Source organism: Serratia sp. CY71090, from assembly GCF_052166845.1.
In the GTDB taxonomy this organism is placed as follows: domain Bacteria; phylum Pseudomonadota; class Gammaproteobacteria; order Enterobacterales; family Enterobacteriaceae; genus Serratia; species Serratia nematodiphila.
In genome coordinates, this window is record NZ_JBJNOA010000001.1 from 1 (window position 1) to 25,973 (window position 25,973).

General features: G+C 59.8%; 22 protein-coding genes and 1 pseudogene. 16 read left to right on the top strand and 7 right to left on the bottom strand.

The features are described from left to right. The 3 genes from tkt to rpiB form a co-directional block, all read right to left on the bottom strand. Positions 1–1,601, bottom strand: a 1,601-nt coding sequence (gene tkt / locus ACJ8OK_RS00005; RefSeq protein ID WP_442530317.1) for a transketolase, incomplete at its 3' end; no start/stop codon positions are given. An 18-nt stretch (positions 1,602–1,619) separates the two neighbouring features. Further along, positions 1,620–2,570 carry a transaldolase gene (tal, locus tag ACJ8OK_RS00010; protein ID WP_060560029.1) on the bottom strand — a complete coding sequence of 317 codons (951 nt, stop codon included), beginning with the start codon at positions 2,568–2,570 and terminating at the stop codon, positions 1,620–1,622. Between the two features lie 193 nt (positions 2,571–2,763). Continuing rightward, positions 2,764–3,222 carry a ribose 5-phosphate isomerase B gene (gene rpiB, locus ACJ8OK_RS00015; RefSeq protein WP_004936593.1) on the bottom strand — a complete coding sequence of 153 codons (459 nt, stop codon included), beginning with the start codon at positions 3,220–3,222 and terminating at the stop codon, positions 2,764–2,766. A gap of 318 nt (positions 3,223–3,540) precedes the next feature. Between rpiB and ACJ8OK_RS00020 the strand changes: the two genes are divergently transcribed. The 6 genes and pseudogenes from ACJ8OK_RS00020 to ACJ8OK_RS00045 all read left to right on the top strand — a co-directional run bounded on the left by ACJ8OK_RS00020 (position 3,541) and on the right by ACJ8OK_RS00045 (position 9,478). After that, positions 3,541–4,653 carry an MDR/zinc-dependent alcohol dehydrogenase-like family protein gene (locus tag ACJ8OK_RS00020; protein ID WP_342140373.1) on the top strand — a complete coding sequence of 371 codons (1,113 nt, stop codon included), beginning with the start codon at positions 3,541–3,543 and terminating at the stop codon, positions 4,651–4,653. A gap of 66 nt (positions 4,654–4,719) precedes the next feature. After that, positions 4,720–5,923: pseudogene (locus tag ACJ8OK_RS00025) on the top strand (MFS transporter). A gap of 35 nt (positions 5,924–5,958) precedes the next feature. Next, a complete protein-coding gene (locus ACJ8OK_RS00030) occupies positions 5,959–6,729 on the top strand; it encodes an SDR family oxidoreductase (RefSeq protein ID WP_442530318.1) in 771 nt (256 codons plus the stop codon). A 29-nt stretch (positions 6,730–6,758) separates the two neighbouring features. Beyond that, positions 6,759–7,760, top strand: coding sequence for a dihydroxyacetone kinase subunit DhaK (locus ACJ8OK_RS00035; RefSeq protein ID WP_004936581.1), 1,002 nt, complete (start codon positions 6,759–6,761; stop codon positions 7,758–7,760). A gap of 3 nt (positions 7,761–7,763) precedes the next feature. Continuing rightward, entirely contained in the window at positions 7,764–8,420 is a 657-nt protein-coding gene (gene dhaL, locus ACJ8OK_RS00040) for a dihydroxyacetone kinase subunit DhaL (RefSeq protein WP_004936578.1), read from the top strand. 95 nt (positions 8,421–8,515) lie between these two features. Continuing rightward, the gene (locus ACJ8OK_RS00045) at positions 8,516–9,478 is read left to right on the top strand and encodes a sugar-binding transcriptional regulator (RefSeq protein WP_004936575.1); all 963 of its coding nucleotides are present in this window, start codon (positions 8,516–8,518) and stop codon (positions 9,476–9,478) included. A 63-nt stretch (positions 9,479–9,541) separates the two neighbouring features. On the opposite strand, the gene ACJ8OK_RS00050 is transcribed toward ACJ8OK_RS00045, so the two are convergent. Further along, positions 9,542–10,135 (bottom strand): lytic polysaccharide monooxygenase, encoded by a 594-nt coding sequence (locus ACJ8OK_RS00050; protein ID WP_004936574.1) that lies wholly within the window; start codon positions 10,133–10,135, stop codon positions 9,542–9,544. Positions 10,136–10,539: 404 nt separating this feature from the next. Here ACJ8OK_RS00050 and ACJ8OK_RS00055 point away from each other — a divergent pair, with 404 nt between their 5' ends. Beyond that, positions 10,540–11,481: a LysR family transcriptional regulator gene (locus ACJ8OK_RS00055; protein WP_031300578.1), complete on the top strand. Its 942-nt coding sequence runs from the start codon at positions 10,540–10,542 to the stop codon at positions 11,479–11,481. An 85-nt stretch (positions 11,482–11,566) separates the two neighbouring features. Here the strand turns inward: ACJ8OK_RS00055 and ACJ8OK_RS00060 are convergent, their stop codons facing one another. Further along, positions 11,567–13,066 carry a glycosyl hydrolase family 18 protein gene (locus ACJ8OK_RS00060; protein WP_033632419.1) on the bottom strand — a complete coding sequence of 500 codons (1,500 nt, stop codon included), beginning with the start codon at positions 13,064–13,066 and terminating at the stop codon, positions 11,567–11,569. 294 nt (positions 13,067–13,360) lie between these two features. Between ACJ8OK_RS00060 and ACJ8OK_RS00065 the strand changes: the two genes are divergently transcribed. The 5 genes from ACJ8OK_RS00065 (at position 13,361) to maeB (ending at position 17,103) form a co-directional block, all read left to right on the top strand. Then, a complete protein-coding gene (locus tag ACJ8OK_RS00065) occupies positions 13,361–13,687 on the top strand; it encodes a phage holin, lambda family (RefSeq protein ID WP_004936551.1) in 327 nt (108 codons plus the stop codon). After that, entirely contained in the window at positions 13,677–14,078 is a 402-nt protein-coding gene (locus tag ACJ8OK_RS00070; RefSeq protein WP_060560024.1) for a M15 family metallopeptidase, read from the top strand. The genes ACJ8OK_RS00065 and ACJ8OK_RS00070 overlap by 11 nt, the downstream gene beginning before the upstream one ends. After that, positions 14,075–14,455 (top strand): DUF2570 family protein, encoded by a 381-nt coding sequence (locus ACJ8OK_RS00075; protein WP_033632420.1) that lies wholly within the window; start codon positions 14,075–14,077, stop codon positions 14,453–14,455. The genes ACJ8OK_RS00070 and ACJ8OK_RS00075 overlap by 4 nt, the downstream gene beginning before the upstream one ends. Continuing rightward, positions 14,436–14,609 carry an Rz1-like lysis system protein LysC gene (gene lysC, locus ACJ8OK_RS00080; protein ID WP_004936544.1) on the top strand — a complete coding sequence of 58 codons (174 nt, stop codon included), beginning with the start codon at positions 14,436–14,438 and terminating at the stop codon, positions 14,607–14,609. Before ACJ8OK_RS00075 ends, lysC begins: the two co-directional genes overlap by 20 nt. Positions 14,610–14,823: 214 nt before the next feature. Beyond that, on the top strand, positions 14,824–17,103 hold the full coding sequence (maeB, locus tag ACJ8OK_RS00085) for an NADP-dependent oxaloacetate-decarboxylating malate dehydrogenase (RefSeq protein ID WP_004936542.1): 2,280 nt from the start codon (positions 14,824–14,826) through the stop codon (positions 17,101–17,103). Between the two features lie 49 nt (positions 17,104–17,152). Here the strand turns inward: maeB and mmuM are convergent, their stop codons facing one another. Beyond that, complete coding sequence (mmuM, locus tag ACJ8OK_RS00090) at positions 17,153–18,091, bottom strand: homocysteine S-methyltransferase (RefSeq protein WP_033632421.1); 939 nt, start codon at positions 18,089–18,091, stop codon at positions 17,153–17,155. After that, a complete protein-coding gene (gene mmuP / locus ACJ8OK_RS00095; RefSeq protein WP_033639696.1) occupies positions 18,081–19,490 on the bottom strand; it encodes an S-methylmethionine permease in 1,410 nt (469 codons plus the stop codon). Before mmuP ends, mmuM begins: the two co-directional genes overlap by 11 nt. Positions 19,491–19,667: 177 nt before the next feature. On the opposite strand from mmuP, the gene ACJ8OK_RS00100 reads away from it, so the two are divergent. From ACJ8OK_RS00100 to ACJ8OK_RS00115, 4 genes are all read left to right on the top strand, one after another. Next, positions 19,668–20,507: a ChaN family lipoprotein gene (locus ACJ8OK_RS00100; protein WP_442530437.1), complete on the top strand. Its 840-nt coding sequence runs from the start codon at positions 19,668–19,670 to the stop codon at positions 20,505–20,507. Between the two features lie 102 nt (positions 20,508–20,609). Then, positions 20,610–21,407, top strand: a complete 798-nt coding sequence (locus tag ACJ8OK_RS00105; RefSeq protein ID WP_442530319.1) for a TonB family protein — start codon at positions 20,610–20,612, stop codon at positions 21,405–21,407. A gap of 54 nt (positions 21,408–21,461) precedes the next feature. Beyond that, on the top strand, positions 21,462–23,588 hold the full coding sequence (locus tag ACJ8OK_RS00110; RefSeq protein WP_442530320.1) for a S9 family peptidase: 2,127 nt from the start codon (positions 21,462–21,464) through the stop codon (positions 23,586–23,588). Between the two features lie 122 nt (positions 23,589–23,710). Continuing rightward, the gene (locus ACJ8OK_RS00115; RefSeq protein ID WP_049243142.1) at positions 23,711–25,972 is read left to right on the top strand and encodes a TonB-dependent receptor domain-containing protein; all 2,262 of its coding nucleotides are present in this window, start codon (positions 23,711–23,713) and stop codon (positions 25,970–25,972) included. Position 25,973: the final 1 nt, after the last annotated feature.

Below are 25,973 nucleotides of genomic sequence, written 5' to 3' on the forward strand. Positions count from 1 at the left end.
GCCAGCTGCTCTGCGGTGCGCGGCTGCTGGGTCAGGTTCTGGCGCGAGAACACCAGGGTGGTCGGGCCGTCGTTACGCTCGATGCCGTACTGCCACGCCACCGCCGATTCCACCTGGTCGCACGGGCGCCAGGTGCTCATGTTCGGGGTCACGCGCAGGCTCGCCAACTGCTCCACCGGCTGGTGAGTCGGGCCGTCTTCGCCCAGACCGATGGAGTCGTGGGTGTAGACGAACACATTGCGCAGCTTCATCAGCGCCGCCATGCGCACCGCGTTGCGGGCGTATTCCACGAACATCAGGAAGGTCGCCGAGTACGGCAGGAAGCCGCCGTGCAGCGCGATGCCGTTGGTGATGGCGGTCATGCCGAACTCGCGCACGCCGTAATGAATGTAATTGCCCGCCGGGTCAACGTTCAGCGCTTTCGAGCCGGACCACATGGTCAGGTTGCTCGGCGCCAGGTCGGCGGAGCCGCCCAGGAACTCCGGCAGCACCTTGCCGAACGCTTCCAGCGCGTTCTGCGACGCCTTGCGGCTGGCGATGTTGGCCGGGTTGGCCTGCAGTTTTTCCACGAACGCCTTGGCGTCGGCTTTCCAGCCGGCCGGCAGCTCGCCGTTCATGCGGCGCTTGAACTCGGCGGCCAGTTCCGGGAAGGCCCTGGCGTAGGCGGCGAACTTGTCGTTCCAGGCCGCTTCTTTGGCCTGACCGGCTTCTTTGGCGTCCCACTGGGCGTAGATGTCCTGCGGGATTTCAAAGGCGGCGTATTTCCAGCCCAGCGCTTCGCGGGTGGCGGCCACTTCGGCGGCGCCCAGCGCGGCGCCGTGCACGTCATGGGTGCCGGCCTTGTTCGGCGAACCGAAACCGATAACGGTCTTGCACATCAGCAACGACGGCTTGTCGGTCACCTTGCGGGCTTCTTCAATCGCGGCCTTGATGGCGTCCGGGTTGTGGCCGTCGACGTTGCGCACCACGTGCCAGCCGTAGGCTTCGAAACGCAGGGCGGTGTCGTCGGTGAACCAGCCGTCGACGTGGCCGTCGATGGAGATGCCGTTGTCATCGTAGAAGGCGGTCAGCTTGCCGAGCTTGAGGGTGCCGGCCAGGGAGCAGACTTCGTGCGAGATGCCTTCCATCATGCAGCCGTCGCCCATGAAGGCGTAGGTGTGGTGGTCGACGATGTCGTGGCCGGGGCGGTTGAACTGCGCCGCCAGGGTGCGTTCGGCGATGGCGAAACCGACGGCGTTGGCGATGCCCTGGCCCAGCGGGCCGGTGGTGGTTTCAACGCCCGGGGTGTAACCGTACTCCGGGTGGCCCGGGGTTTTGGAATGCAGCTGACGGAAGTTTTCCAGCTCGCGCATCGGCAGGTCATAGCCGGTGAGGTGCAGGAGGCTGTAAATCAACATGGAGCCGTGGCCGTTGGAGAGCACGAAACGGTCGCGGTCAGCCCAGTGCGGGTTAGTCGGGTTGTGGTTGAGGTAGTCACGCCACAGGACTTCGGCGATGTCCGCCATGCCCATAGGGGCCCCCGGGTGGCCGGAATTTGCTTTTTGTACGGCGTCCATGCTGAGTGCGCGGATAGCGTTGGCAAGCTCTTTACGAGAAGACATAACGAAACTCCAGTGCGATTACAGTTGAGCGGCCAACATGTCTTCCAGCTTCTGCTGGTCGACGGCGAACAGGCGAATGCCTTCGGCGAGTTTTTCCACCGCCATGGCGTCCTGGTTGTGCAGCCAGCGGAACTCCGCTTCGGCCAGCGGAGCCGGTTGGTGGAAGCCCTCGGTAGACGGGGTCAGCTTGCGTTCGACCGGCTGCTCGCTGTTTTTCAGCTGTTCCAGCAGGTTTGGCGCGATGGTCAGGCGATCGCAGCCGGCCAGCGCCAGGATCTGCTCAACCTTGCGGAAGCTGGCGCCCATGATCACCGTCTGGTAACGATGACGCTTGTAGTATTCATAGATGGTGCGCACCGATTTCACGCCCGGATCCCGATCGGCGTCGTAGTCGGCGACAGGCTGTTTGGCCTGGTACCAGTCATAGATGCGGCCGACGAACGGCGAGATCAGATACACGCCGGCTTCGGCGCAGGCGCGAGCCTGGGCGAAGGAGAACAGCAGCGTCAGGTTGGTGTTGATGCCTTCTTTTTCCAGCTCCTCGGCGGCTTTGATGCCTTCCCAGGTGGAAGCCAGTTTGATCAGGATGCGCGATTTGTCGATGCCTTGTTCTTGGTACATGGCGATCAGCTTGCGCGCTTTGGCGACGCACATGCCGCGGTCGAACGACAGGCGGGCGTCCACTTCGGTGGAGATGCGGCCCGGCACGCTTTTGAGGATCTCGACGCCGATATTGACCGCCAGCTTATCGCTGGCGTTGATCAGCTGGGTTTCCTTGCTGCCGCCCTGGCGGCGGGCATACTCCAACGCTTCGGTGATCAGCGCCTTGTACTGCGGCAGCGCGGCGGCTTTCAGGATCAGCGAAGGGTTGGTGGTGGCGTCCTGGGGTTCGAACTGGCGGATGGATTCGATATCGCCGCTGTCGGCGACCACCGTGGTCAGCTGCTTGAGTGCGTCTAATTGATTCATTGATAAGCTCCTTGACCAAGCTCAATGTAGGGAAATGAGAACCTTTTTCATCATAGGGGGAACACACTGCATCATCGGATCGAGAATGAAAATGCGCTTTTTCTGATTGTTGCGATGGATAATAACAATGAATGCCGAATAAACCCAGGCGGAGCGCGGCTTGCGCGCGACCGCCATCGAGACGGCAGGCGGTTTAACGCCGTCCGGCCGCGTTTTCGTAATAGCCGATCCGCTCGACTTTCGGCGCCGATCCCCCCCCTTCAAACTCCGATTCCAGCCAGGCATCGACGATGGTTTTCGCCAGTTCGGCACCGATGACCCGCGCGCCCAGCGTGATGATCTGAGCATCATTGCTTTTGCGCGCCCGCTGGGCGGAGTAGGTATCGTGACATTGCGCCGCACGAATGCCGGGCACTTTATTGGCCACGATGCTCATACCGATGCCGGTGCCGCACAGCAGGATGCCCCGCCGATGTTTTTCCTCCCGTATCGCCTGCGCGACGCGATAGGCGATATCGGGATAGATCCCCGTTTCTGCGGCGCGATCCGTCGTGTAGTCAATGACGGGGATGTCCCGTTGTTGCAGGTGGGCAACGATCAGATCTTTCAGTTCAATGGCGGCATCATCGGCGCCGATGGCGATAGGCAGCATAGCGGTCTCCTGATTGGTAACGAAAAGGGTGGCGATCCTCGGTGGCGCCACGTTCATTACCGTATCCCTGTTTAATCAAATGTTCAATCTTTGTTCTTTTGTTTTTTGCCTGGATTTTCAGTTTGCCACTGTAAAAGGTGATCTTAGTCACTAAAAAAGGGCTTTTAATCGTTATTTACTCTAGTGGAGACGGGTTTTTGAGCGATATCACACTTTGATAAGTTCACTGTGGGCAAATTGAACGCATGGCGTTAGTGTTCATTTGTTCTTTGTTTGTGTTAATGATCAAAAGAAGTTTCCCTACCAGAGGAGAGTGCTATGTGTCAGACCTGCATAACAGAGGCGAAAATGGCGGCCGGTATCCCCGAGATAATGAAGGCGGTTGTGGCGTACGCCCCGAAAGATTACCGCCTGGAACAGGTGCCGGTACCGAAGATCGGCCCGAAAGAGATCCTGGTGAAGATCGAGGCCTGCGGCATCTGCGCCGGTGATGTTAAAGCGTTCGAAGGGGCGCCCAGCTTCTGGGGCGATGAAAAACAACCGGCGTACATCAAGGCGCCGATGATCCCCGGCCATGAATTTATCGGCCATGTCGTGGGGTACGGTGAAGGCGTCGAGGGCTTCAATCTCGGCGATCGCGTGATATCAGAACAAATCGTTCCCTGCTGGCAATGCCGCTTCTGCAACCGCGGTCAGTATTGGATGTGCGAAAAGCATGACCTGTACGGTTTCCAGAAAAACGTTAACGGCGGCATGGCCGAGTACATGAAGTTCACCAAAGAGGCGATTAACTATCATGTGCCGGCCGACCTGCCGCTCGAAAAAGCCATTCTGATCGAACCCTATGCTTGCTCCTTCCATGCGGTGCAACGCGCCAATATCAAACTGGGCGATGTGGTGGTGTTGGCCGGCGCCGGCACCCTGGGGCTGGGCATGATCGGGGCCATCAAGAAATCCGGGCCCTCGAAGCTGGTGGTGCTGGATCTGTCCGACGAACGTCTGGCCTTGGCGAAGCGCTTCGGCGCGGATGTGACGCTGAACCCGACCCGTGACGACGTGCCCGCCGCGGTTAAAGCGATGACCGAGGGCTACGGCTGCGACATCTACATCGAGGCGACCGGCGCACAGAAGTCCGTGGAACAGGGCCTGACGCTGATCCGCAAGCTCGGCACCTTCGTCGAATTTTCCGTGTTTAAGGATCCGGTGACCGTCGACTGGAGCATCATCAGCGACCGCAAGGAACTGGACGTGCTCGGTTCGCACCTCGGCCCTTACTGCTATCCGCTGGTGATCGAAGGCATCGCCAATGGCGATCTGCCGACCGAAGGCGTGGTGACGCATACGTTGCCGCTGGAACAGTTCGCCGAAGGTTTCGAGCTGATGAAGCGCGGTATCGGTTCAATCAAAGTGGTGCTTAATCCAAACCTCTGAAACCTGCGTCGTTCCTCGGGTGCGGGCGAGCCTGCGCCTCCATAATCACATGTGCTGGGGTGTTCTATGTTGCATGGACTGATTCATCGCATTGGTCTGTCACCGAAACTGCTGCTGGGCTATGCCGGCGTGTTGGTGTTCATGATGGGCGAAGGGCTGGAACAGGGCTGGCTGTCGCCGTATTTGATTGGCAAAGGGCTGAGCATTCAGGAATCGGCGCTGCTGTTCAGCGTTTATGGCTTTGCGGCCGCCATCGCCGCCTGGTTTTCCGGCGTGTTGGCGGAAATCTTTACCGCCCGGCGGGTGATGTTGGCCGGCCTGCTGCTGTTTCTGTTCGGTTCGGTGTGTTTTTTGACGTTCGGCCTGCCGAGCAACAACCTGGCGATCATGGTGCCGACCTATGCGCTGCGCGGCTTGGGTTATCCGTTGTTCGCCTACGGTTTTCTGGTGTGGGTGGCGTATGAGGCGCCGCCGGAAAGGCTGGGGTCGGCGGTGGGGATTTTCTGGTTCGTCTACAGCGGCGGGCTCAGCGTGCTGGGCGTGCTGTATTCCAGCATCATGCTGCCTTATCTCGGCGAGATCCACACGCTGTGGAGCGCGCTGATTTTCGTCGTGCTGGGCGCGGTGATTGCGCTGATGCTCAATCGCGACGACGGCGCGGCACAGAGCGGCAACCGGGAAAAAGCGTCGCTGGGTTATGTCTTGAAGGGCATCACCATCGCGTTTGAAAACCCGAAGATTGGCCTGGGCGGCATCGTGCGCACCATTAATACCTCTGCGGCTTACGGCTTCGTCGTATTCATGCCCATGTACATGATGGATATGGGGTTCACCCGCACGCATTGGCTGCAGATGTACGCCGCGCTGTGGACGGTCAACATCATTTTCAACCTGATTTTCGGCGTGATCAGCGACGGGCTCGGCTGGCGCAATGTGGTGATGTGGTTTGGCTGCGTCGGCTGTGCCTTGACCACGCTGATGTTCTACTACGTGCCGCAATTCTTCGGCGCCAACTACCTGCTGACCGTTTGCGCCGCCGGACAATAAGGGCGCGGCGATGTCGATTCTCAATCTGGGGGCCGGCCTGAGCACCTTTGTCGGCCCGGCGGTGGTGGGGCTGTTTATCGGCAGTCTCGGCACCGTTGGCGTGATCTGGATCTTTACCGGTTTGTACCTGTTCAGCGGCGTGCTGATGAAATTTGTCACGCTGCCGAAAGAAAGCGCGACGGCGCAGGAAGAACGCGGCGCGAGTTTGGCGAAAATATCCTGACCGAGGGTGAAGTTCACAGTTTTAAGGGGAAATTTATGATTAATCATCAAACTACGGCGCCGCGCGAGCTCTCGCTGCAGGGCAAGGTGGCGTTGATTACCGGTGGCGCTGCGGGGATCGGTCTCGCTATTGCCGAACGCTATCTGCAAAACGGCGCGCGCGTGGCGCTGCTCGATCGGGCGCTGCAGGTTGCGGAAGTGGCGCGACAGCTGGGCGCCGAGGCGGCGGTGGGCGTCGTGGCCGACGTCACCGATGCCGCGTCGGTGGAGCGGGCGATAGCGCAGATTGAGGCGCATTTCGGGCGGCTGGACGTGCTGGTCAACAGCGCCGGCATCGTCGCGCTGCATCCGGCCGAGGAGCTGCCGGAAACGGCGTGGGATGCAACCCTGGCGGTCAATCTGAAAGGCGTGTTTCTTACCTGCCAGGCGGTGGGGCGCCGTTTCATTCGCCAGCGCGGCGGCAGCATCATCAATCTCGCCTCGCAGGCCGGCGTAGTGGCTTTGCCTAATCACCTGGCCTATTGCGCCAGCAAGGCGGGCGTAATCGGTATGACCCAGGTGTTGGCGCTGGAGTGGGGGCCGCACAACGTGCGGGTCAACGCCATTTCGCCCACCGTGGTTTTGACGGAGCTGGGCCGTAAGGCCTGGTCAGGCGAGGTGGCGGAACAAATGAAGCAGAAAATCCCGCTGCGGCGTTTCGCCGAGCCGCAAGATATCGCCGCCAGCGCCCTGTTTTTGGCCGGCGACGCGGCGGCGATGATCACCGGCGCCAACCTGGTGGTCGACGGCGGTTACACCATTCAATAATTTCTTATTCAGGCGACAGAGAGGCCGCGATGAACAGAATCATTAACGATCCCGATCACGTAGTGGAAGACGCCATTCAGGGCTACAGGCTGGCCCACCCGAACTATTATGCCGCCACCGACAATGCGCGGGTGTTGAAATATCCGCCTGCGCCGATCGCCGGCAAAGTGGGCATCGTCACCGGCGGCGGTTCCGGCCACGAGCCGGCGTTCCTGGGGTATGTCGGCAAAAACATGTTGGATGCCGTCGCGATTGGCGAGATTTTTTCATCGCCTACGGCGGGGGCTTTTCTCGACGCTTTCAAGGCGGCGGACAGCGGTGCGGGCGTCGCTTGCCTGTACGGCAACTACGCCGGCGACAACATGAACGTCAAGATGGCGATCAAGAAGGCCACGGCGGCCGGCATACGGGTGAAAACCGTGGTGGCCAACGATGATGTCGCCTCGGCGCCGGCCAGTGAGATCGATAAACGGCGCGGCGTGGCCGGCGAAATTCTGATGTGGAAGGTCGGCGCGGCGGCGGCGGCCAAGGGATACGATCTGGACGGCGTGATCGGCGCGGCGCAAAAGGCCATCGACCGGTGTCGTTCGATCGGCGTCGGCCTCAGTTCCTGCACCATTCCCGCGGTCGGCAAACCCAATTTTCATATCGAAGACGGCAAGATGGAGATCGGCATCGGCCATCACGGCGAACCGGGCATTGAGGTATCGCCGATCCAATCGGCGTCGGCGATGGCCGGCACCATGCTCGATTTCGTGCTCAACGACATGCCGCTGGAACAGGGGCAGGAGGTGGCGTTGCTGATCTCCGGGCTTGGCGCCACGCCGGTGATGGAGCTGTATATCTATTATGCCGAAATAGAGCGTCGGTTGACGGCGAAAGGCGTGCGGGTGCATCGGCGCTACGTCGGCAATTACTTCACGTCGCTGGAAATGATGGGCGTGACGCTGACGCTGATGACGCTGGATGACGAACTGAAAACGCTGCTGGACATGCCGGCGCAATCTTTAGGCTTAACCCAGGTGGAGTGAATCATGACGGAACAAATTTCAACCCGGTACGGCAGTGAGATCGTTACGGGGCTGATAGAAACCATTGTCAGCAACCGCGAGTATCTGAGCGAAATCGACGGCGCCATCGGCGACGGTGACCACGGCATTAATATGTCGAAGGGATTCGCGATGTGCGGCGATGCCATTCGCGGCCGCGAGCTCACGCTGGCGCAGGCGTTCGATGCGGTATCGGATGCGCTGATGGAGGGCATCGGCGGTTCGATGGGGCCGCTGTACGGCAGCCTGTTCATGGGCATGGCGGAGAGCGTCCGTGAGCGCAGCGTGCTGGACAAGCAGGCATTTTTGGCGATGTTGCACGGCGGGTTGCGCGAACTGCAGGACATCAGCAGCGCGGGCGTGGGCGACAAGTGTCTGATGGATACGCTGATACCGGCGGTGGCGGCATTTGAGCAGGCGGTGGGACGCGGTGACGACTTCGCCGCTGCGCTGGAACAAATGAAAATCGCCGCAGAGCGCGGGCGGGACTCCACCCGCGAGCTGGTGGCGAAAATCGGCCGCGCCAGCCGTCTGGGCGAGCGTTCGCGCGGCGTACTGGACGCCGGCGCGGTATCTTGCTGCCTGCTCTTGACCCGATTGGCGGACGAGGTGGAGCAACGACTGAATACCGTTGCCGCCTGAACGCGTTATACTAGCGGGCATTCAGCCTTGTCGGAGGGGCGTGTATCGTCCCTCCGCCATCATCAACCGGCCTGCCGTGGGGAAACGTCTAACGGATGGAAAAACAAACTGTGTCCCAGGATAACGAACTGCTGACCGAAATCGCCGTTGCTTATTATCAGGATGAGATCACGCAGGAAGAGATCGCCAAAAAGTTCGGTATCTCACGGATCAAAGTCGGTCGTTTGCTCAAGCGCGCCAAGGAAGAAGGCATCGTCGAGATCAACGTGCGTTATCACCCGGTATTCAGCACCCGGCTGGAACAGCAGATGATGGAACGTTTTCCCATCAGCCGCGCGTTGATCGCGCTCGACCATCAGGACGAAGAGGAACAGCGTCGGCAGGTGGCGGCGCTGGTGTCCAATTATCTGGCGATGTCGCTGAAAGACGATATGGTGTTGGCGGTCGGCCAGGGACGCAACGTGGCGGCGATCGCCGATCATGTCGGCAGTGTGACGGAACGCAACTGCAAGTTCATCTGCGGCATCGGCGGCACCCACCGTCCGGGCGACGCGATCAACGCCGACCATATCAGCCGGCGTTTGGCGAAGAAGTTCGGCGGCAGCAGCGAGACGCTCTATGCGCCGGCCTACGTCGAAAATCGCGCGCTGAAAGACGCCTTCATGCAGAACGGCACGATCAAGGAAACGCTGGATCGTGCGCGTAAGGCCGATGTGGCGTTAGTCGGCATTGGCGACATGAATGAAAACAGTTATATGGTGAAATTGGGGTGGTTTACGCCGCACGAGATTATCGACGCCAGCCTCAATCAGGGCGTGATCGGCGACATCGCCGGCTATGATTTTTTCAATGCTCAGGGCCAGCATGTCGACACGGTGATGAATGACAGAGTGATCGGGCTGAGCATTGATGAGCTGCGCAAAATCCCTTGCGTGATCGCCATTGCTTCCGAGAATACCAAGGCGCTGGCGATTTTGGGCGCTTTGCGCACCGGCGCCATCGACATTATCGCCACCAGCGCGCTCAATGTGCGCACTATCCTCAACATGTCGCAATAGCGACACCTGCAAAAAAGGGTTCAGCGCCAGGCTGAACCCTCAACGATCTCCTCATTTGACCGATTATTTGCTCAGGTTGACGTCGATCGCCTGATAGAAGGCGTTAGCGGTGTCGGCTATGTCCCACACGGCAAGGATCACGTGCGAACCGCTGCGATCTGCCGGTATGTTGCACTGGTGGGTGACCTGTGCGGCAGGGATGGCGCCGCCGTCGTTGAACTGGCAGAACGGCGTCAGGTCAAAGGAAGCGCGGGTCAGCGGCTGCGAAGCGTCCCAGTTCGGCTTGGTGATGAAATAGCGCCAGCTGGTGGTGCTGTGACGGGCGGTCAGCTTCCAGGTAAAGGAGTTCGGGCCGGTTTTCAGATTGAGCTTGTTCCAGCGCGTCGGCGTTTGCTGATCCAGTTCGAAGAAGGTGGACTTGTCGGCGCTGGCGATATGGCCGTCAGCCGGGCCGGCCTGCGGGAAGCCTTTCAGGCCTTCGACGCTCTGCGGTTCGTACTGCACGCTGCCGCACTGCGTGTTGAGCTGCAGTTTGCACTGGTAGGCGCGGCTGGCCGGCGATTCGACATAACCGTGAGCATTCGCCTGTTGCGAAACGCCGAACATGGCCGCGCTCAGCAAGCCCAGAGAGAGCAGGGTACGGGAAGTTTTGTTCATAAGTCACTCCTGACTGAAATTATGTTGTAAGTTGAGCGTATTTCACCGACAAAATGAGAGACTAATAACGCAATTGGAAATAACCATTTCTGTCGGCTTGTTTTATTTTTACCATTCTGGTTTGGCCGTAGATCGGAATGTTTTACCGGCTATTAACGAAAAATATTATGATGACAATCTTTGATCGTTAGGCCGAATTTATTTAACTGTCACAGTGTAAAAGCACGGCGCTATGATGAAATTTATATCAAGTAGTGATGAATAGTATTTAAGATAGCGCTCTCATTTATGAAGTATATTGCTTGTTGCGTTGAGTACCCTTGTTTGATTTGATCGATTTTTGTGCGCCACCACCTTGGGAATTTAGTGTCATTTTTCTTATTTTATTTTAAAGAGGAATTTGTATGACTAGATTATCCCTGGACGCGATTAAAATAATCAGCACCATCAAGAACACCGGATCTTTCTCTATGGCGGCGGAGGCGCTGCATAAAACGCCTTCGGCGATCTCTTATCGGGTTTCCAATATTGAAAGCAAACTCTGCGTGAAACTTTTTCATCGCAATGGCCCCATGATTACCCTGACGGATGAAGGGGAATTTCTCCTGCAGGAAGGCAGTTGGATTTTAAATGCGGTGCAGGATCTGGAAAGCCGGGTGCGCAACATCCCCAAGCTGGACAATAATATCCGCCTGGCGGTAGATACCTTCTTCCCGCTGGAAACGCTGACGCAGGATATCCGCGACTATATTCAACATTGCCCGAACGCCAATATCTCGGTGCAGCGGGAAGCGTTGAACGGCACCTGGGATGCGCTGAAGAACAACCGGGCGGATCTGATCATCGCCATCGGCCAAATCCCCGACAGCGTGCAGGCCAAAACCCTGATGCTCGGCAAGCTCAATTTCGTGCTGTGCGTATCGCCTTCGCACCCGTTCGCGGCGCAGAGAAAGCCGGTATGCAAGAAGCAGCGGTTGAACGACATCGTGGTCGCGATCGCCGACAGCAGCCATGAGCTGCCCAAACGCAATCACGGTACGCTGCCCTTGCAGCGTCAACTGGTGGTGTGCGATGTGGAAAGCAACCTGGCGCTGCTCAAGCGCGGCATCGGCCATGCTTTTCTGCCGCCTGCGCTGATCGAAAAGGAACTGGCCAGCGGCGAACTGGTGACGGTGCCGGTGGAGATGCAAAAGGGCGACGAAATGATTTGGCTGGCGTGGCACCCGGCCAGCAAGGGCGCCGGGTTTAACTGGTGGCATGAGCGGCTGACGCGCAAAAGCGATGTCTACAGCCTGATGGGCCGCGAAGTGGTGCGGGATGGCGGTTATCCATGGTGCCACAACTGAAGGAATAGAGACGAAGGGACGCGAAAATCAAACGGTTAACTCAATGAAAACCCCGCAGCATTCGGCTACGGGGTTTTTTTATGGTTTACGCCACGCGGCCCACTTTCAGCCAGGCGCTGTCTGAACCCGGCGCAGAGGTGATGTAACCCCACTTGGTCTGCCAGACGTAGCCCTGGTAGGACACCAGCGCGCCCTGCGCGTAAGTGGTGCCCGGCACATAGGCCGGCGCGGTCATGATAGGCAGGTTGCCGGGGCCGACGCCGGTGTAGCGCAGCCCGGTGCCCATATCCAGCTGGCTGTCGTCGTAGTCCGCGGCGTTGAAATAGCGATCCAGCGCGGCCAGCAGATCGCCGTTGCGGTTGTCTTGCCCCAGATGCCAGAACATCACGCCGCCCAGCTGCTGCTGCTTGATGTACTTCGCTTTGTATTTGAAGCTCTCGGCATCGTCATAGGTGACGAACAGCCCGTTCTGCGCATGATACAGATAAGGGGTTTTGGTCTTGTCGTTCCACAACCGCTGATAGCCGTAGTTGCCCTGCAGCATCTGCTCCAACTGGCGATAGGAGGCGATGCGCGGATCCTTGTCGCGCACGCACTCTTCGCAGCCCACCAGCCAGTAGTCGGTGCTCGGATACGGATCTTCGCCCGGCGTGCTGTGGCTGCTGTATTGCCCGCCGTTGCCGCCGCTGACGCCCTTGAAGGCGCGGCCGTAGAAGGGCACGCCCATCACGATTTTGGCGCTCGGCACGCCTTCCATCATCAGGTGCTGCTGCACCGCGGCGTCGACCGTCAGGCTGAACGGGCTGGGGAAGGCGCGGGTCAGCTCTTCCCAGCTCCAGCCCAGATTGGCTTCGCGCAGCGCGTTGTAGAAGGTCGGCCCGGCCGCATCGCCGAACAGCGCCGCCTGGTGGTTGGTTACCTTCTCCCAGGGGCCGGCCAGATCGTAGGTCATCAGGTTGATGTAATCGAGCGGCGCGACGATCTGCGCCAGCTTGCTGTAATAGCGCGACAGGAAGAAGGCGCCGCCGGCGCCGGCGATGGTCAACTGGTACGGCAACGCCTGGCGGCCGTCGGCGACGGTTTGCTGATTCAGCAGGGTGCGGATCTCTTGCAGCGCGGCGATGAAGCCGTCCACTTCCGCCGCCTGCGGATACTCCCAGTCGATGTCCACGCCGTCGAAGCCGTAATCCTTCATGATGCGCACGCAGGATTGGGCGAACTTGGCGCGCGACGCCGGGGTTTTCACCGCGTTGACGTAGTTGGCGTGCGACACGCCCAGATCGTTGGAGTAGTACCAGCCGCCGATGGAGAACATGATGCGCAGGCTGGGGTTATGCGCTTTGAGCGCGGTCAAACGGTTGACCACATCGCGCGCCTTGGCGTCGTTGGTGGCCGGATCCCAGGCGCATTCCAGGTTGCTGTTGATATCCAGGAACGAGAAGTTAATGTGCGTCAGCTGTTTGGCTTTGGCCGGCGTGATGTTGGAAACCGGGAACGGCACGATAGAGGTATCGGACTCGGTGTAGTTATTGATTTGGTTGGTTGGAATAAAATAATACCCAATAACGGCTTTGCGTGTGGACATGGCATTTCTCCAGAGTGGATGTTTTTATGATGGGGAAGTATTTCCCACCGACATTAATGTTTATTTTTCGTAAAAACAAAAGTCGAAATAAATCACCATAAGAATGAATTTTTTATTTACTGCCGCCTGTCTTGGCGTTTATGTGTTGTGCCAACGTTCAGCGTGAATGAATTCGACCATAGGGCCTGTATTTATTCATTTGCTTTGTAATAGCATCCTTAACTAGATTCTGATTATCCGATGTCCCACCGGCCGTGATTGGCATTTAATTAAAAATAAAAAAGGAGATGAGCTATGTCCAGCATAGAGCCTGACGCTGTTGGCTTAATAGTCCAGCGAGTATGTGAATATCTTCAGCCGGTATTGAACGCCATTCTGGCCGGCGTGATGGCGCTATTACATGGCGCCTACCGCAACGTGGGCATTCGGCGACGCTTATTGAATGCGGCGATGTGCGCGTTATTGGCCTGGACGGTGCGCGATGCGCTGGCGTTGATGGGCCTGGAATTAAAGTGGGCGAATTTGGCCAGCGTACTGATTGGTTTTATGGGGGCGGATTACATCAACGCCTTAATTAAAAAATTCATCGGTAAAAAGACGGGGTTTAAAAATGTTAAATGACATTGAAGATATTCGTTTTACCGCCCGCAGCGAAGAGAACCTGCGCGGCGTGCACCCGGATCTGGTGCGCGTTATTCGCCTGGCGCTGCGTTATTCGCTGGTGCCGTTTTCCGTCAGCGAGGGGCTGCGCAGCATGGCGCGCCAGCGGGAAATGGTGCGCGCCGGCAGCAGCCAAACGCTGCGCAGCCGCCACCTGACCGGGCACGCGGTGGACGTGGTGGCGATGCCGGCGGGCGTGGTCTCCTGGGAGTGGGATTACTACGCGCAGATTGCGGTGGCGGTGCGGCGCGCGGCGCGTGAATGCGGCATCAACGTCGAATGGGGCGGCGAATGGAAAACTCTCAAGGACGGCCCGCACTTCCAGCTGGCGTTTCGGGACTACCCGGCATGAGCGGCTGGCTGCAGAAACTGATGCAGGGCGGGTTGCTGCTGCTGTTGCTGGCGGCCATCTGCCTCGGCGGCTACAGCTCGCTGTTGTCGCACCAGTTGGCGTCCGCGCGGCAACAGGCGGCGGAATTGCAAAAAAGCCTGGCGCAGCAGGCGGGGCTTATCGCCACCTTGCAGACACAGGACGCGCAAAACCGCGCGCTGATGGCGGCGCAGCAGCGGCAGGAACAGCAGCTGCGCCAGCAACACGAGGCTTATCAGAGGAAATACCGTGAAGCGATTAAAAACGATCCCTGCGCCGCTCGGCCTCTGCCTGGCACTGTGCTTGAGCTCCTGCGCCCGGCCACCGGCGCCGCAGGCCATGCCGCTGTTGCCCCCTGAGTCGGTGTTCGCGCCCTGTGAGCAGCCGCAGCTGCAGGGGGAGACCTGGGGCGATGCGGTGAGCTATGCCCTGGCGTTACAAACCTCGTTACACATTTGCGCCGGCCAGGTGGAGACGCTCAACGCCTGGCGCGCCACGCTGCCGCCGCGCTGACGGCGGCGTTTCTCTGCTCGTCCCGCAGGCCTTCTTTTTTTACTTTTAAAACGCTCTTTCGACCAAGGTTATGGCGCGCTTCAAAGTTTGTGATGTTTCTCTCACTATACTTCAAGGCTGTGCCCTGTCATTGTAATTGGGCGCCATGGCCCACGGCAGGGCGCAGCCTCAAAGCCTTACCTCAACATAAAAGCAAAAAACAAAGGAATCCATAATGGACGAACAGCTCAAACAGAGTGCCCTTGATTTCCATCAGTTTCCTGTCCCAGGGAAGATCCAGGTTTCCCCTACCAAACCGTTGGCGACTCAGCGCGATCTGGCGCTGGCCTATTCGCCGGGCGTCGCCGCGCCTTGCCTCGAGATCGCCGAAGATCCGCTGGCGGCCTACAAATACACCGCGCGCGGCAATCTGGTGGCGGTGATTTCCAACGGCACGGCGGTACTGGGTCTGGGCAATATCGGCGCGTTGGCCGGTAAGCCGGTGATGGAAGGCAAGGGCGTTTTGTTCAAGAAGTTTTCCGGTATCGATGTATTTGATATCGAAGTGGATGAGCATAACCCTGACAAATTAATCGACATTATCGCCGCGCTGGAACCGACCTTCGGCGGCATCAACCTGGAAGACATCAAGGCGCCGGAGTGTTTCTACATCGAACAGAAACTGCGTGAGCGCATGAAGATCCCGGTGTTCCACGACGACCAGCACGGCACGGCGATCATTACCACCGCCGCGGTGCTCAACGGCCTGCGCGTGGTGAAGAAGAACATCTCCGACGTGCGTTTGGTGGTGTCCGGCGCCGGCGCGGCGTCCATCGCCTGCCTGAACCTGCTGGTGGCGCTGGGGCTGCGTCAGCAGAACATCACCGTCTGCGACTCGAAGGGCGTCATCTATAAAGGCCGCGACGCCAACATGGAACAGACCAAAGCCGCCTACGCCATCGAGGATAACGGCCAGCGCACGCTGGGCGATGCCATCCCGAACGCCGACATCTTCCTCGGCTGCTCCGGCCCGGGCGTCCTGACGCAGGATATGGTGAAAACCATGGCGCGCGATCCGCTGATCATGGCGCTGGCCAACCCGGAACCGGAAATTCTGCCGCCGCTGGCCAAAGCGGTGCGCCCGGACGCCATCATCTGTACCGGCCGTTCCGACTACCCGAACCAGGTGAACAACGTCCTGTGCTTCCCGTTCATTTTCCGCGGCGCGCTGGACGTGGGCGCCACCACCATCAACGAAGAGATGAAGCTGGCCTGCGTGCATGCCATCGCCGATCTGGCGCTGGCGGAGCAGAGCGACGTGGTGGCTTCCGCCTATGACGATCAGGATCTCTCCTTCGGGCCGGAATACATCATTCCGAAACCGTTCGATCCGCGTCTGATCGTCAAGATCGCGCCGGCGGTGGCCAAGGCGGCGATGGATTCCGGCGTGGCGACGCGCCCGATCGAAGACTTCGACGCCTATGTGGAGAAGCTGGCGGAGTTCGTCTACAAAACCAACCTGTTCATGAAACCGATCTTCTCGCAGGCGCGCAAAGAGATGAAGCGGGTGGTGCTGGCGGAAGGCGAGGAGGAACGCGTGCTGCACGCCACGCAGGAGCTGGTGTCGCAGGGGCTGGCCTTCCCGATCCTGGTCGGCCGGCCGAGCGTGATCGAGATGCGCCTGAAAAAGCTGGGCCTGCAGCTGACGCCGGGCAAAGATTTCGAAGTGGTGAACAACGAGTCGGATCCGCGCTTCAATGAATACTGGGGCGAGTACTACCAAATCATGAAGCGCCGCGGCGTTTCGCAAGAGCAGGCGCGCCGCGCGGTGATCGGCAACCCGACGCTGATCGCCGCCATCATGCTGCACCGCGGCGAAGCGGATGCGATGATCTGCGGCACCATCGGCAGCTACCACGAGCATTACGACGTGGTGAAGAACGTGTTCGGTTTCCGTGAAGGCGCGCACGTCGCCGGCGCGATGAACGCGCTGCTGCTGCCGAGCGGCAACACCTTCATCGCCGACACCTACGTCAACGACGATCCGACGCCGGAGCAGCTGGCGGAGATCACCCTGATGGCGGCGGAAACCGTGCGCCGCTTCGGCATCGAACCGAAGGTGGCGCTGCTGTCTCACTCCAGCTTCGGCTCGTCTGATTGCCCGGCGGCGCGCAAGATGCGCAAAACGCTGGAGTTGGTGAACGAGCTGGCGCCGGAGCTGGAGATCGACGGCGAAATGCACGGCGACGCCGCGCTGGTGGAAAGCATCCGTCACGATCTGATGCCGGACAGCCCGCTGAAAGGCTCGGCCAACCTGCTGATCATGCCGAACATGGAAGCGGCGCGCATCAGTTACAACCTGCTGCGCGTCTCCTGCTCGGAAGGGGTGACCGTCGGGCCGGTGCTGATGGGGGTCGCCAAGCCGGTGCACATCCTGACGCCGATCGCCTCGGTGCGCCGCATCGTCAACATGGTGGCGCTGGCGGTGGTGGAAGCCCAGACCGAACCGCTGTAAGGCCGGGATGAATGACTGGCCCCCTGCGCCGTAGGCGCCGGGGGCTTTTTTATGCCTTACAGCGCGCGGCGATGGCGCGAATATCCTGCGGGGTGGTGCGGCAACAGCCGCCGATCAATTGCGCGCCGAGCGTGCGCCACTCCGTCGCCTGATCGGCCAGGCTGCCGTGTTCGCCGCCGCAGGCGTGCCAGGTTTTGCTGACTGCATCGTAATGCTCCCCGGAGTTCGGGTAGACCAACAGCGGTTTGTCGGCCAGCGCGCTCAGCTGACGCAGCGCCGGGGCGACCTTGTCCAGCGCGATGCAGTTGATGCCGATGGCCAGCACCTGCGGGTTGCCGCGCAGTGCGGACATGACCTCCGTCAGCGGCGTGCCGTCACTGAGGTGTTGGCTGTCGCGCAGGGTGAAGGCGAACCAGGCGCCGAGCGTCGGGAACTCCTGCTGCAGCGTCAGCAGCGCCTGCAGTTCAGCGAACGACGGCAGCGTTTCGCAGGCCAGCAGATCGACGCCGGCGGCGGCCAGCGCGGCGAGGCGCGGGCGGTGGAAGGCAATGAAGTCATCCTGCGCCAGCTGATAGTCGCCGCGGTATTCCGAGCCGTCGGCCAGATAGGCGCCGTACGGGCCTACAGAACCGGCGATCAGCAGCGGCGCGGCCTGCGGGTGTTCGGCCAGATAATCGTGGCGCGCGCGTTGCGCCAGCTGCACGCTTTTGGCGATCAGCGCCAGCGACCGATCCTGATCCAGGCCGCGACGCAAGAAGCCCTGCGGCGTGGCCTGATAGCTGGCGGTGATGGCGCATTGAGCGCCGGCGTTGAAATAATCGAGATGCACCTGATAGATAAGCTCGGGATTTTCAATCAGCACCTTGGCCGACCACAGCGGATCGGTCAGATCGCAGCCGCGCGCTTCCAGTTCGGTGGCCAGCGCGCCGTCCAGGATCAGCGTCGGCTGTTCGGCCAGCAGGCGGGCGACGGGGTTGTTAACCGACATGTTGTTCTCCCAAAGCGTTTTTTTGCCCGGCGCGCCGGGTCAGGAAATAGGTGAGGTAGCACAGGGCGACGAACGGCAGCCCGCAGTAGAGCGCAATGCGCTGCTCCGGATCGAACGCCAGCCCGATACAGGCCAGCAGGCACAGCGCAAAGCCGAGGATCGGCGTCAATGGATAGCCGGGGGCGCGGTATTTCAGGCCGCTTATCGGCTGGCCGCTGCGCAGATAGGCGCGGCGGAAAGCATAGTGGGCGGCGCAGATGCTCAGCCACACCGCCACCACCGCAAAGCCGGAGATCGCCGACAGGGCGACGAACACCGTGTCCGGTGCGATCACGCTGGTCAGCAGCGCCAGCACGCCGCCGAGCATGCTGAAGGTCAGGGCGTTGATCGGAATGCCGCGTGCATTGACGCGCGCAAAGTAGGCCGGCAGGGTGCGCTGGTGGGCCAGCGACCACAGCATGCGCCCCGAGGCGTACAGGCCGGAGTTGGCCGCCGAGAGGATGGCGGTCAGGATCACGAAGTTGAAGATATCGGCGGCGTAAGGCACGCCGATGCGTTCAAACACCAGCACGAACGGGCTTTTGACGATCCCCGCCTGATCCATCGGGATCAACGCCGCCAGCACGAAGACCGTGCCGATAAAGAACAGCATCAGGCGGATCACCGTGGTGCGGATCGCCAGCGGCACGACTTTCTCCGGGTTCTCGGTTTCACCGGCGGCGATGCCGATCAGCTCCGTGCCGGAGAAGGCAAAGTTCACCGCCACCATGGTCATCAGGATCGGCAGCGTGCCGTGCGGCAGCCAGCCGGAAGCGGTCAGGTTATGCAGGAACGGCGCCGGCGTGCCGTCTTTCATCGGCAGCAGGCCGAACATGGCGGCGCCGCCCAGAATGATGAACGCCAGAATGGTCACCACTTTGATCAGCGAAAACCAGAATTCGCTTTCGGCAAAAAAACGGGTGGTCACGACGTTGAGCAGGAAAATCGCCGCGCAGAAGATCAGGCACCACAGCCACACCGGCGACTGCGGGAACCAGTACTGCATGCAGAATCCGGCGGCGGTCAGGCTGGAGCCCAGCGCCACCGTCCAGGTGAGCCAATACAGCCAGGCGACGGCATAGCCGGTGGCCGGCCCCAGATAGCGTGAAGCATAGACGTGAAAGGCGCCGGTTTCCGGCATCGCCACCGACAGCTCACCCAGGCACAGCATCACCAGATACACCACCAGCGCGCCAATCAGGTAGGCCAGCAGCGTGCCGAGCGCGCCGGTGGTGGAGATGATGTAGCCGGTGTTGAAAAACAGCCCGGTGCCGATCACGCCGCCCAGTGACAGCATCACCAGGTGCCGGGCCTTCATGCTGCGTTTGAACTGCCCTGCGGCGGGCGCCGATGCGTGCATAATAATCTATCCGTATAGACGTCTAAATATCTGAATGGCTATTGGTTATACCCGTAATGCCTTTTTAACGCAATGCGCCACCGGCGATCGCCGCGTAAAAAAATCGTTAAGTCGGATCTATATGCAAATGATAATTATTATCTATAATGTCGCCATTTTCGCTAATGGGGCAACATGATGAGATATCTGATTTTATTGGCGGCCTTGGCGCTCGGCGCCTGCAGCCAAACGCCGGTGAAGGCGCCGGCCAATGACGTCGCGAGTTTGGGGAGCATCACCGATCTGCACAGCGGCGCGAGCCTGACGCCGGAGCAGCTGTTGACGCGATTGGCGCAGCAGCCGCGGGTGATCGTCGGGGAAAAACATGACAATCCTTACCACCATCAGATTGAGCAATGGCTGGTGCAGCAACTGCCGCAGCGGCGGCCGCAGGGCAGCGTGCTGATGGAGATGATCAACCCGAACCAGCAGGCGCAGGTGGACAAGGTCAAGCAGTGGCTGCAGAGCGACCCCACAGTGCGTGACGGCCGCGTGGCGGAGCTGATCGCCTGGCAACCAGGCTGGAAGTGGGAACTGTATGGCGGGGTGACGATGGCGGCGATGCGCGCGCCTTACCCGCTGTGGTCGGCCAACCTGGATCGCAGCGAGATTACGGCGTTCTATCAGCAGCCGCAGTTCCCGGCGGGGCAGCTATCGGCGCAGCCGGCGGTGCGCAAGGCGTTGGAAGAGACCATCCGCACTTCGCACGGCGGCAAGATTGAGGCCGACCAACTGCACGCGATGTTGGCGATCCAGCAGCAGCGCGATCGGCGCATGGCGGAACGTTTGCTGGCGGCGCCCACGCCCGCGCTGTTGATCGCCGGCGGCTATCACGCCGCCAAATCGGTGGGCGTGCCGCTGCACGTGCGGGATCTGCAACCGGCGGCGGCGCCGACGGTGCTGACGCTGGCGGAGCCGGGCGTACAGGTCGATGCGAACACGGCGGACTACCTGTGGATCACTCCATCAGTGAAATGAATACGTTAAGGCAGTGAAAAGGGGTGTTAATTATAATTGCAAATGATTATCATTAGTAAATGTGATCTGCAATCATTCGCAATTAAGCAAGCTAATGCCCCTATGTTAAGTCAGTCTTATTCCCTTCCGGCCTTTGAGCTGCCGCAGCCGCGCTGGGCGCGCGGCCTGCTGCTCGCCCTGGCGGCGCACGCGGCGTTGGTGCTGCTGTTTTATTGGCCGCAGACGGCGCTGGAGCCGGTGGCGCTGCCGCCGCCGGCGGTGATGATGAGCTGGGCGGCGCAGATTGAAGCGCCGGAAAGCAAACCGCTGCCGCTGGGCGTGCAGCAGACGGAGTCCGCCGCGGCGCAGCCCGCTGAGCAGCAGCAACAGCCGGATCTGCCCAAGCTGGCGCACGCCGATAAAGCGAAAATCGTGACGGCGCAGAAGAAGCGCGCCGAACGCCGTCCGCCGCAAAAAACGCAGCCGAAGCCGCAGGAACAGGCCAAAGAGACGCGCAACGCCGCCGCGTCCAACGCCGCCGCACCGCAGGCGCAGACGCTCTCTCACCAAACCGCCGCCCCGATCAACAGCGACGCCAATAGCAACGCGCAGGCCAATCTGTCGTGGGAGAGTCTGGTGAAAGGCAAGCTGAACCGCATCAAGGAATATCCCCCGGATGCCCGCAACCGCCGGCGCAGCGGCATGCCGCAGGTCAGTTTCAACGTCGACGCGCAGGGGCGGGTATCGAACGTGATCCTGCTGGCGCGTTCCGGTACCGCGTCGCTGGATCGGGAAGCGGTAGCGGTGGTGTCGCGCGCGCAGCCGTTGCCGCCGCCGCCGCCGGAGATGCTCCAGCAGGGGGCCGTCAGGGTAACGATGCCGATCGATTTCAATCTGGCGGAGCTGAACGCCCGCCGTTAATGCCCGCAGACGCGGCAGCGCCGCCGTCCGGCTCTTCAAACTTCGTGAGGGATTATGAATCCGCTGTTATTTACCCCGCGCCGTCGCATCGCGGCCGCGCTCTGGCTTTCTTTAGGCGTCGCCGGCGCCGCGCTGGCGCAACCGCAGCCGCCGTTGGCGGAACGAGCGCCGAAAGCGCTGACTGCCCACGGCGAGACGCGCACCGACGATTACTACTGGCTGCGCGACGACAGCCGAAAAGAGCGGAAGGTGCTGGACTACCTGAAGGCGGAGAACCGTTACACCGAGCAGATGATGGCGCCGTACCAGAAGCTGCGCGCCACGCTGTATCAGGAGATGCTGGGCCGCATGAGCCCTGACGATCGTTCGGTGCCGTATCAGCTCAACGGCTATCGCTATCAGGAAAGCTACGCCGCCGGTAAAGATTTCGCGCGGTATCAGCGCCAGGCGCTCACCGGCGACACGCCGTGGCAAACCCTGTTGGACGCCAATCAGCGCGCGGCAGGCCATGCCTATTATCGCCTGGGGGCGCTGGACGTCAGTCTGGACAACCGCCGCCTGGCGGTAGCCGAAGATCTGCAGGGCCGTCGCCAATACCGCATCTCCCTGCGCGAGATAGACAGTGAGCGTTGGTCGCCGGAAACGCTGGAAAACACCTCCGGCAACATGGTGTGGGCCAACGACAGCCAAACCCTGTTCTACGTGCGCAACCACCCGCAAACGCTGTTGCCGTACCAGGTCTATCGCCATCAGTACGGTACGCCGACGGCGGAAGATAAGCTGGTGTACCAGGAGAACGATCCGGCGTTCTACCTCAGCCTCGGCCGTTCTTCTTCGCGTGACTACTTGATACTCACCATCAGCGGCAACACCACCTCCGAAGTGCGCCTGATCGACGCCAACCAGCCGCAGCGCGAGCCGCAGCTGTTCGCCGTCCGGCAAAACGGCCGCGAGTATTACCTCGATCACTACCGCGGAGAGTTCTATCTGCGTTCCAACCATCAGGATCCGAACTTCGGCCTGTACCGCACGGCGGCGGCGAGCAACCCCTGGCAGACGCTGATTGCGCCGCAGGCGCAGCACGAGGTGGAGAGCTTCAGCCTGTTCCGCGACTGGCTGGTGGTGCAGGAACGCGCCAGCGGGCTGGTGCAGCTGCGGCAAATCAGCTGGGACGGCAAAACCGAGCGCGCCATCCCGTTCGACGACGCCAGCTACATGGCCTGGCTGGGCTATAACCCCGAGCCGGACAGCGATCGGTTGCGCTACGGCTATTCGGCGATGACCACGCCGACCCGCACCTATGAGTGGGATCTGAACAAGGGCGATCGCACCCTGCTCAAGCAACAGGAAGTGAAAGGCGTCGATCCCAGCCTGTATCACAGCGAACGCATTTGGATCACGGCGCGCGACGGCGTGAAGGTGCCGGTCTCGCTGGTATATCGCAAATCGCTGTTCAAAAACGGGCATAACCCGCTGCTGGTCTACGGCTATGGCGCTTACGGCATGAGCATGGATCCGGCGTTCAGCGCCAACCGTATCAGCCTGCTGGATCGCGGCTTCGTCTATGCGCTGATCCACGTGCGTGGCGGCGGCGAGTTGGGGCAGAGCTGGTACAAACAGGGCAAGCTGACGCATAAACCGAACAGTTTCAACGATTTTATCGACGCCACCCAGGCATTGATCAACGGCGGCTACGGCCAACCGGGACGCATCTACGCCATGGGCGGCAGCGCCGGCGGTTTGCTGATGGGGGCGGTGATCAATCAGGCGCCGCAGCTGTACAACGCGGTGGTGGCGCAGGTGCCGTTCGTCGACGTGGTGACCACCATGCTGGACGACAGCATTCCGCTCACTACCGGCGAATACGAGGAGTGGGGCAATCCGCACCAGCCGGCCGCCTATGCGCTGATGAAGTCCTACAGCCCGTACGACAACGTGCGCAAGCAGCATTATCCGAACCTGCTGGTCACCAGCGGTTTGTACGACTCGCAGGTGCAGTATTGGGAGCCGGCCAAATGGGTGGCGAAGCTGCGGCGTTTCAAACAGGGCGATTCGCTGTTGCTGCTCTCCACCGACATGACCGCCGGCCACGGCGGCAAATCGGGCCGCCTGGCGCGGCTGGAAAACGGCGCGCTGGAGTACGCCTTTATTTTGGCGGCGGATCGGCAGACGCAGAAATAACCTTCAGCGCCGCGGCACGCTGCGGCGCAATAAAACAATAACAATCTTTTACCGCGCGTTTCGGCGGGCTTTTTGCTGGGCATTGTCGGCCATCAAACCTTATTGGCTATTTCTGGGGATATATGAAAATCAAAATGATAGCGAGCCTGATCGGCGCGGGACTGGCGCTGTACGGGCCGGCTGCGGCCGCGCAGGAACAGGCGGAAAATAATAAAGGCAGCGTGGCGTTCAGCCCGCTTAACGTCTCGGCCGCCGACGGCGGCAAGAGCAGTGAAAAAGAGGCGTTGGCGAGGCCTGGTGCATTCAGCTCGCGCGACGAAAACAAAAATCTGGAGTCGGTGGACAGCATTCTGCGCAGCATGCCGGGCACCTATACCCAGATTGACCCCAGTCAGGGGGCGGTCAGCGTCAATATTCGCGGCCTGAGCGGCTTTGGTCGGGTCAACACCATGGTCGATGGCATTACCCAAAACTATTACGGTACTTCCACGTCTGGCGTGATATCGCACGGTTCGACCAATAACCAGGCGGGCGTTTTGATTGACCCCAATTTCATCGTCGGCGTGGATGTGGCGCGCGGTGAGAACAGCGGCGGCAGCGGCGTAAACGCGTTGGCGGGCAGCGCCAACTTCCGCACTATCGGTGTTGATGATGTGATCTTTTCCGGCAATCCTTTCGGCGTGAGAACCAAATTCTCGGTCGGCAGCAACGGCATTGGCCGCAGCGGCATGATCGCCGTCGCCGGCAAGGGACAGGCGTTTACCGATACCGGCAGCATTGGCGCGATGGCCGCGGTCAGTGGGAGCTCTATTTATTCGAACTTCAACAATGGCGACGGTATCAGCAGCGAAGATTTTGGGTACGATGAATTTATGAAGCAAAATCCCAAGTCACAGCTGTTCAAACTGGATATCAAGCCTAACGAGTTCAATAGCATTGAGTTTTCCGCCAGGAACTACCAAAACCGCTTTTCTCGGCGCGATATCGATAGTCATGACCTCTACCTCAAATATCACTATGCGCCGTTTTCGGAGCTGGTGGATTTAAACTTCACCGTCAGCACCAGTAAAGGCAATCAGAAATACGACGGCGGTTCGCTATTCACCTTCTTTAACACCAATGCAAAAAACCGCTCCGATGCGCTGGATATCAACAACACCAGCCGATTCAGCCTGCTGGATACTGATGTAGCCTTCAGTTATGGCGGCAAGCTGATGCGCAACCAATACCGCAAACATGTTGAATCGGCGATAGAGAATGCGCAGACGGCGCAGGAGGCGATAGAAAATAACACCTTCGCGCCATCCGGCGAGCAGCGAATCGGCAGTTTATATACCGGCCTGCAGCTTAACCGGGATATTTATCAACTCGATCTCAATCTGAACTACACCAGCAACAAGCTGACCGGCTACAAGCCTGAATGCGATTATCGCGTGGAATGCTTCCCGCAAGGGGCCGCGAACATCAATTTGAAAGAGCAAGGGTTCAATCCTTCGGTAATGCTATCGGCGCAGGTGACGCCGTGGTTGCAGCCATTCGTCAGCTACAGCAAATCGATGCGTGCGCCGAACATTCAAGAAGTGTTCTATTCCAACTCGGGTGGCGCATCGATGAACCCGTTCCTCAAGGGGGAACGGGCGGAAACCTGGCAGGCCGGCTTCAATGCCAACGGACACGATCTGTTGGTGAAGGAAGATTCATTGCGCCTTAAGGTCGTGGGCTATACCAGTAAGGTACGTAATTACATCTTCAGCGAGTCCTACATGGTATGCCGCAATGGGCGGAAATGCAGTTATCGCGAAAATCTGGAAAACGATTGGGCCGATGCGAGCGAAGATTACTCGGACAACATGTATATCTACGTCAACTCTCTGACGCCGGTGCGCATGCATGGTGTTGAGGTTGAAGCCAACTATGACGCCGGTCGAGCATTCGCCCGCGTCTCTTTCAGCAAGCAACACACCGAGCAGCCGACCTCCATCGCCAGCACCTATTTCGGCGCCGGGGATATCAATGAATTGCCGGACATGTATTTTACGTTGGATACCGGGGTGCGTTTCCTTGATGAATCGCTAACCGTCGGCAGCATCGTGAAATACACGGGCAAAACGCGTCGCTTGTCGCCGGATTATGAACAGAGCGAAGTGACCGGTGAAATCCTGAAGCAAGAGATGCCGAACATTCCTACCATTATTGACCTGTACAGCACTTATCAGATCAACCGCAACGTCATGCTGAAATTTAGCGTGCAAAACGTGATGAACAAGAGCTATTCCGAGGCGTTGAACAAACTGAATATGTTGCCGATCCAAGGGGATGACGCGACGGCCGCCAACACCGCCCGTGGGCGGACTTATATCTTCGGCGGGGAGGTGCGCTTCTAAA

What these genes read in the sequence shown, in the direction of transcription:
- tal (WP_060560029.1), bottom strand. Translation starts at nt 2,570, where the DNA reads ATGAATCAATTAGACGCACTCAAGCAGCTGACCACGGTGGTCGCCGAC.
- rpiB (WP_004936593.1), bottom strand. Translation starts at nt 3,222, where the DNA reads ATGCTGCCTATCGCCATCGGCGCCGATGATGCCGCCATTGAACTGAAA.
- ACJ8OK_RS00020 (WP_342140373.1), top strand. Translation starts at nt 3,541, where the DNA reads ATGTGTCAGACCTGCATAACAGAGGCGAAAATGGCGGCCGGTATCCCC.
- ACJ8OK_RS00030 (WP_442530318.1), top strand. Translation starts at nt 5,959, where the DNA reads ATGATTAATCATCAAACTACGGCGCCGCGCGAGCTCTCGCTGCAGGGC.
- ACJ8OK_RS00035 (WP_004936581.1), top strand. Translation starts at nt 6,759, where the DNA reads ATGAACAGAATCATTAACGATCCCGATCACGTAGTGGAAGACGCCATT.
- dhaL (WP_004936578.1), top strand. Translation starts at nt 7,764, where the DNA reads ATGACGGAACAAATTTCAACCCGGTACGGCAGTGAGATCGTTACGGGG.
- ACJ8OK_RS00045 (WP_004936575.1), top strand. Translation starts at nt 8,516, where the DNA reads ATGGAAAAACAAACTGTGTCCCAGGATAACGAACTGCTGACCGAAATC.
- ACJ8OK_RS00050 (WP_004936574.1), bottom strand. Translation starts at nt 10,135, where the DNA reads ATGAACAAAACTTCCCGTACCCTGCTCTCTCTGGGCTTGCTGAGCGCG.
- ACJ8OK_RS00055 (WP_031300578.1), top strand. Translation starts at nt 10,540, where the DNA reads ATGACTAGATTATCCCTGGACGCGATTAAAATAATCAGCACCATCAAG.
- ACJ8OK_RS00060 (WP_033632419.1), bottom strand. Translation starts at nt 13,066, where the DNA reads ATGTCCACACGCAAAGCCGTTATTGGGTATTATTTTATTCCAACCAAC.
- ACJ8OK_RS00065 (WP_004936551.1), top strand. Translation starts at nt 13,361, where the DNA reads ATGTCCAGCATAGAGCCTGACGCTGTTGGCTTAATAGTCCAGCGAGTA.
- ACJ8OK_RS00070 (WP_060560024.1), top strand. Translation starts at nt 13,677, where the DNA reads ATGTTAAATGACATTGAAGATATTCGTTTTACCGCCCGCAGCGAAGAG.
- ACJ8OK_RS00075 (WP_033632420.1), top strand. Translation starts at nt 14,075, where the DNA reads ATGAGCGGCTGGCTGCAGAAACTGATGCAGGGCGGGTTGCTGCTGCTG.
- lysC (WP_004936544.1), top strand. Translation starts at nt 14,436, where the DNA reads ATGCCGCTGTTGCCCCCTGAGTCGGTGTTCGCGCCCTGTGAGCAGCCG.
- maeB (WP_004936542.1), top strand. Translation starts at nt 14,824, where the DNA reads ATGGACGAACAGCTCAAACAGAGTGCCCTTGATTTCCATCAGTTTCCT.
- mmuM (WP_033632421.1), bottom strand. Translation starts at nt 18,091, where the DNA reads ATGTCGGTTAACAACCCCGTCGCCCGCCTGCTGGCCGAACAGCCGACG.
- mmuP (WP_033639696.1), bottom strand. Translation starts at nt 19,490, where the DNA reads ATGCACGCATCGGCGCCCGCCGCAGGGCAGTTCAAACGCAGCATGAAG.
- ACJ8OK_RS00100 (WP_442530437.1), top strand. Translation starts at nt 19,668, where the DNA reads ATGAGATATCTGATTTTATTGGCGGCCTTGGCGCTCGGCGCCTGCAGC.
- ACJ8OK_RS00105 (WP_442530319.1), top strand. Translation starts at nt 20,610, where the DNA reads ATGTTAAGTCAGTCTTATTCCCTTCCGGCCTTTGAGCTGCCGCAGCCG.
- ACJ8OK_RS00110 (WP_442530320.1), top strand. Translation starts at nt 21,462, where the DNA reads ATGAATCCGCTGTTATTTACCCCGCGCCGTCGCATCGCGGCCGCGCTC.
- ACJ8OK_RS00115 (WP_049243142.1), top strand. Translation starts at nt 23,711, where the DNA reads ATGAAAATCAAAATGATAGCGAGCCTGATCGGCGCGGGACTGGCGCTG.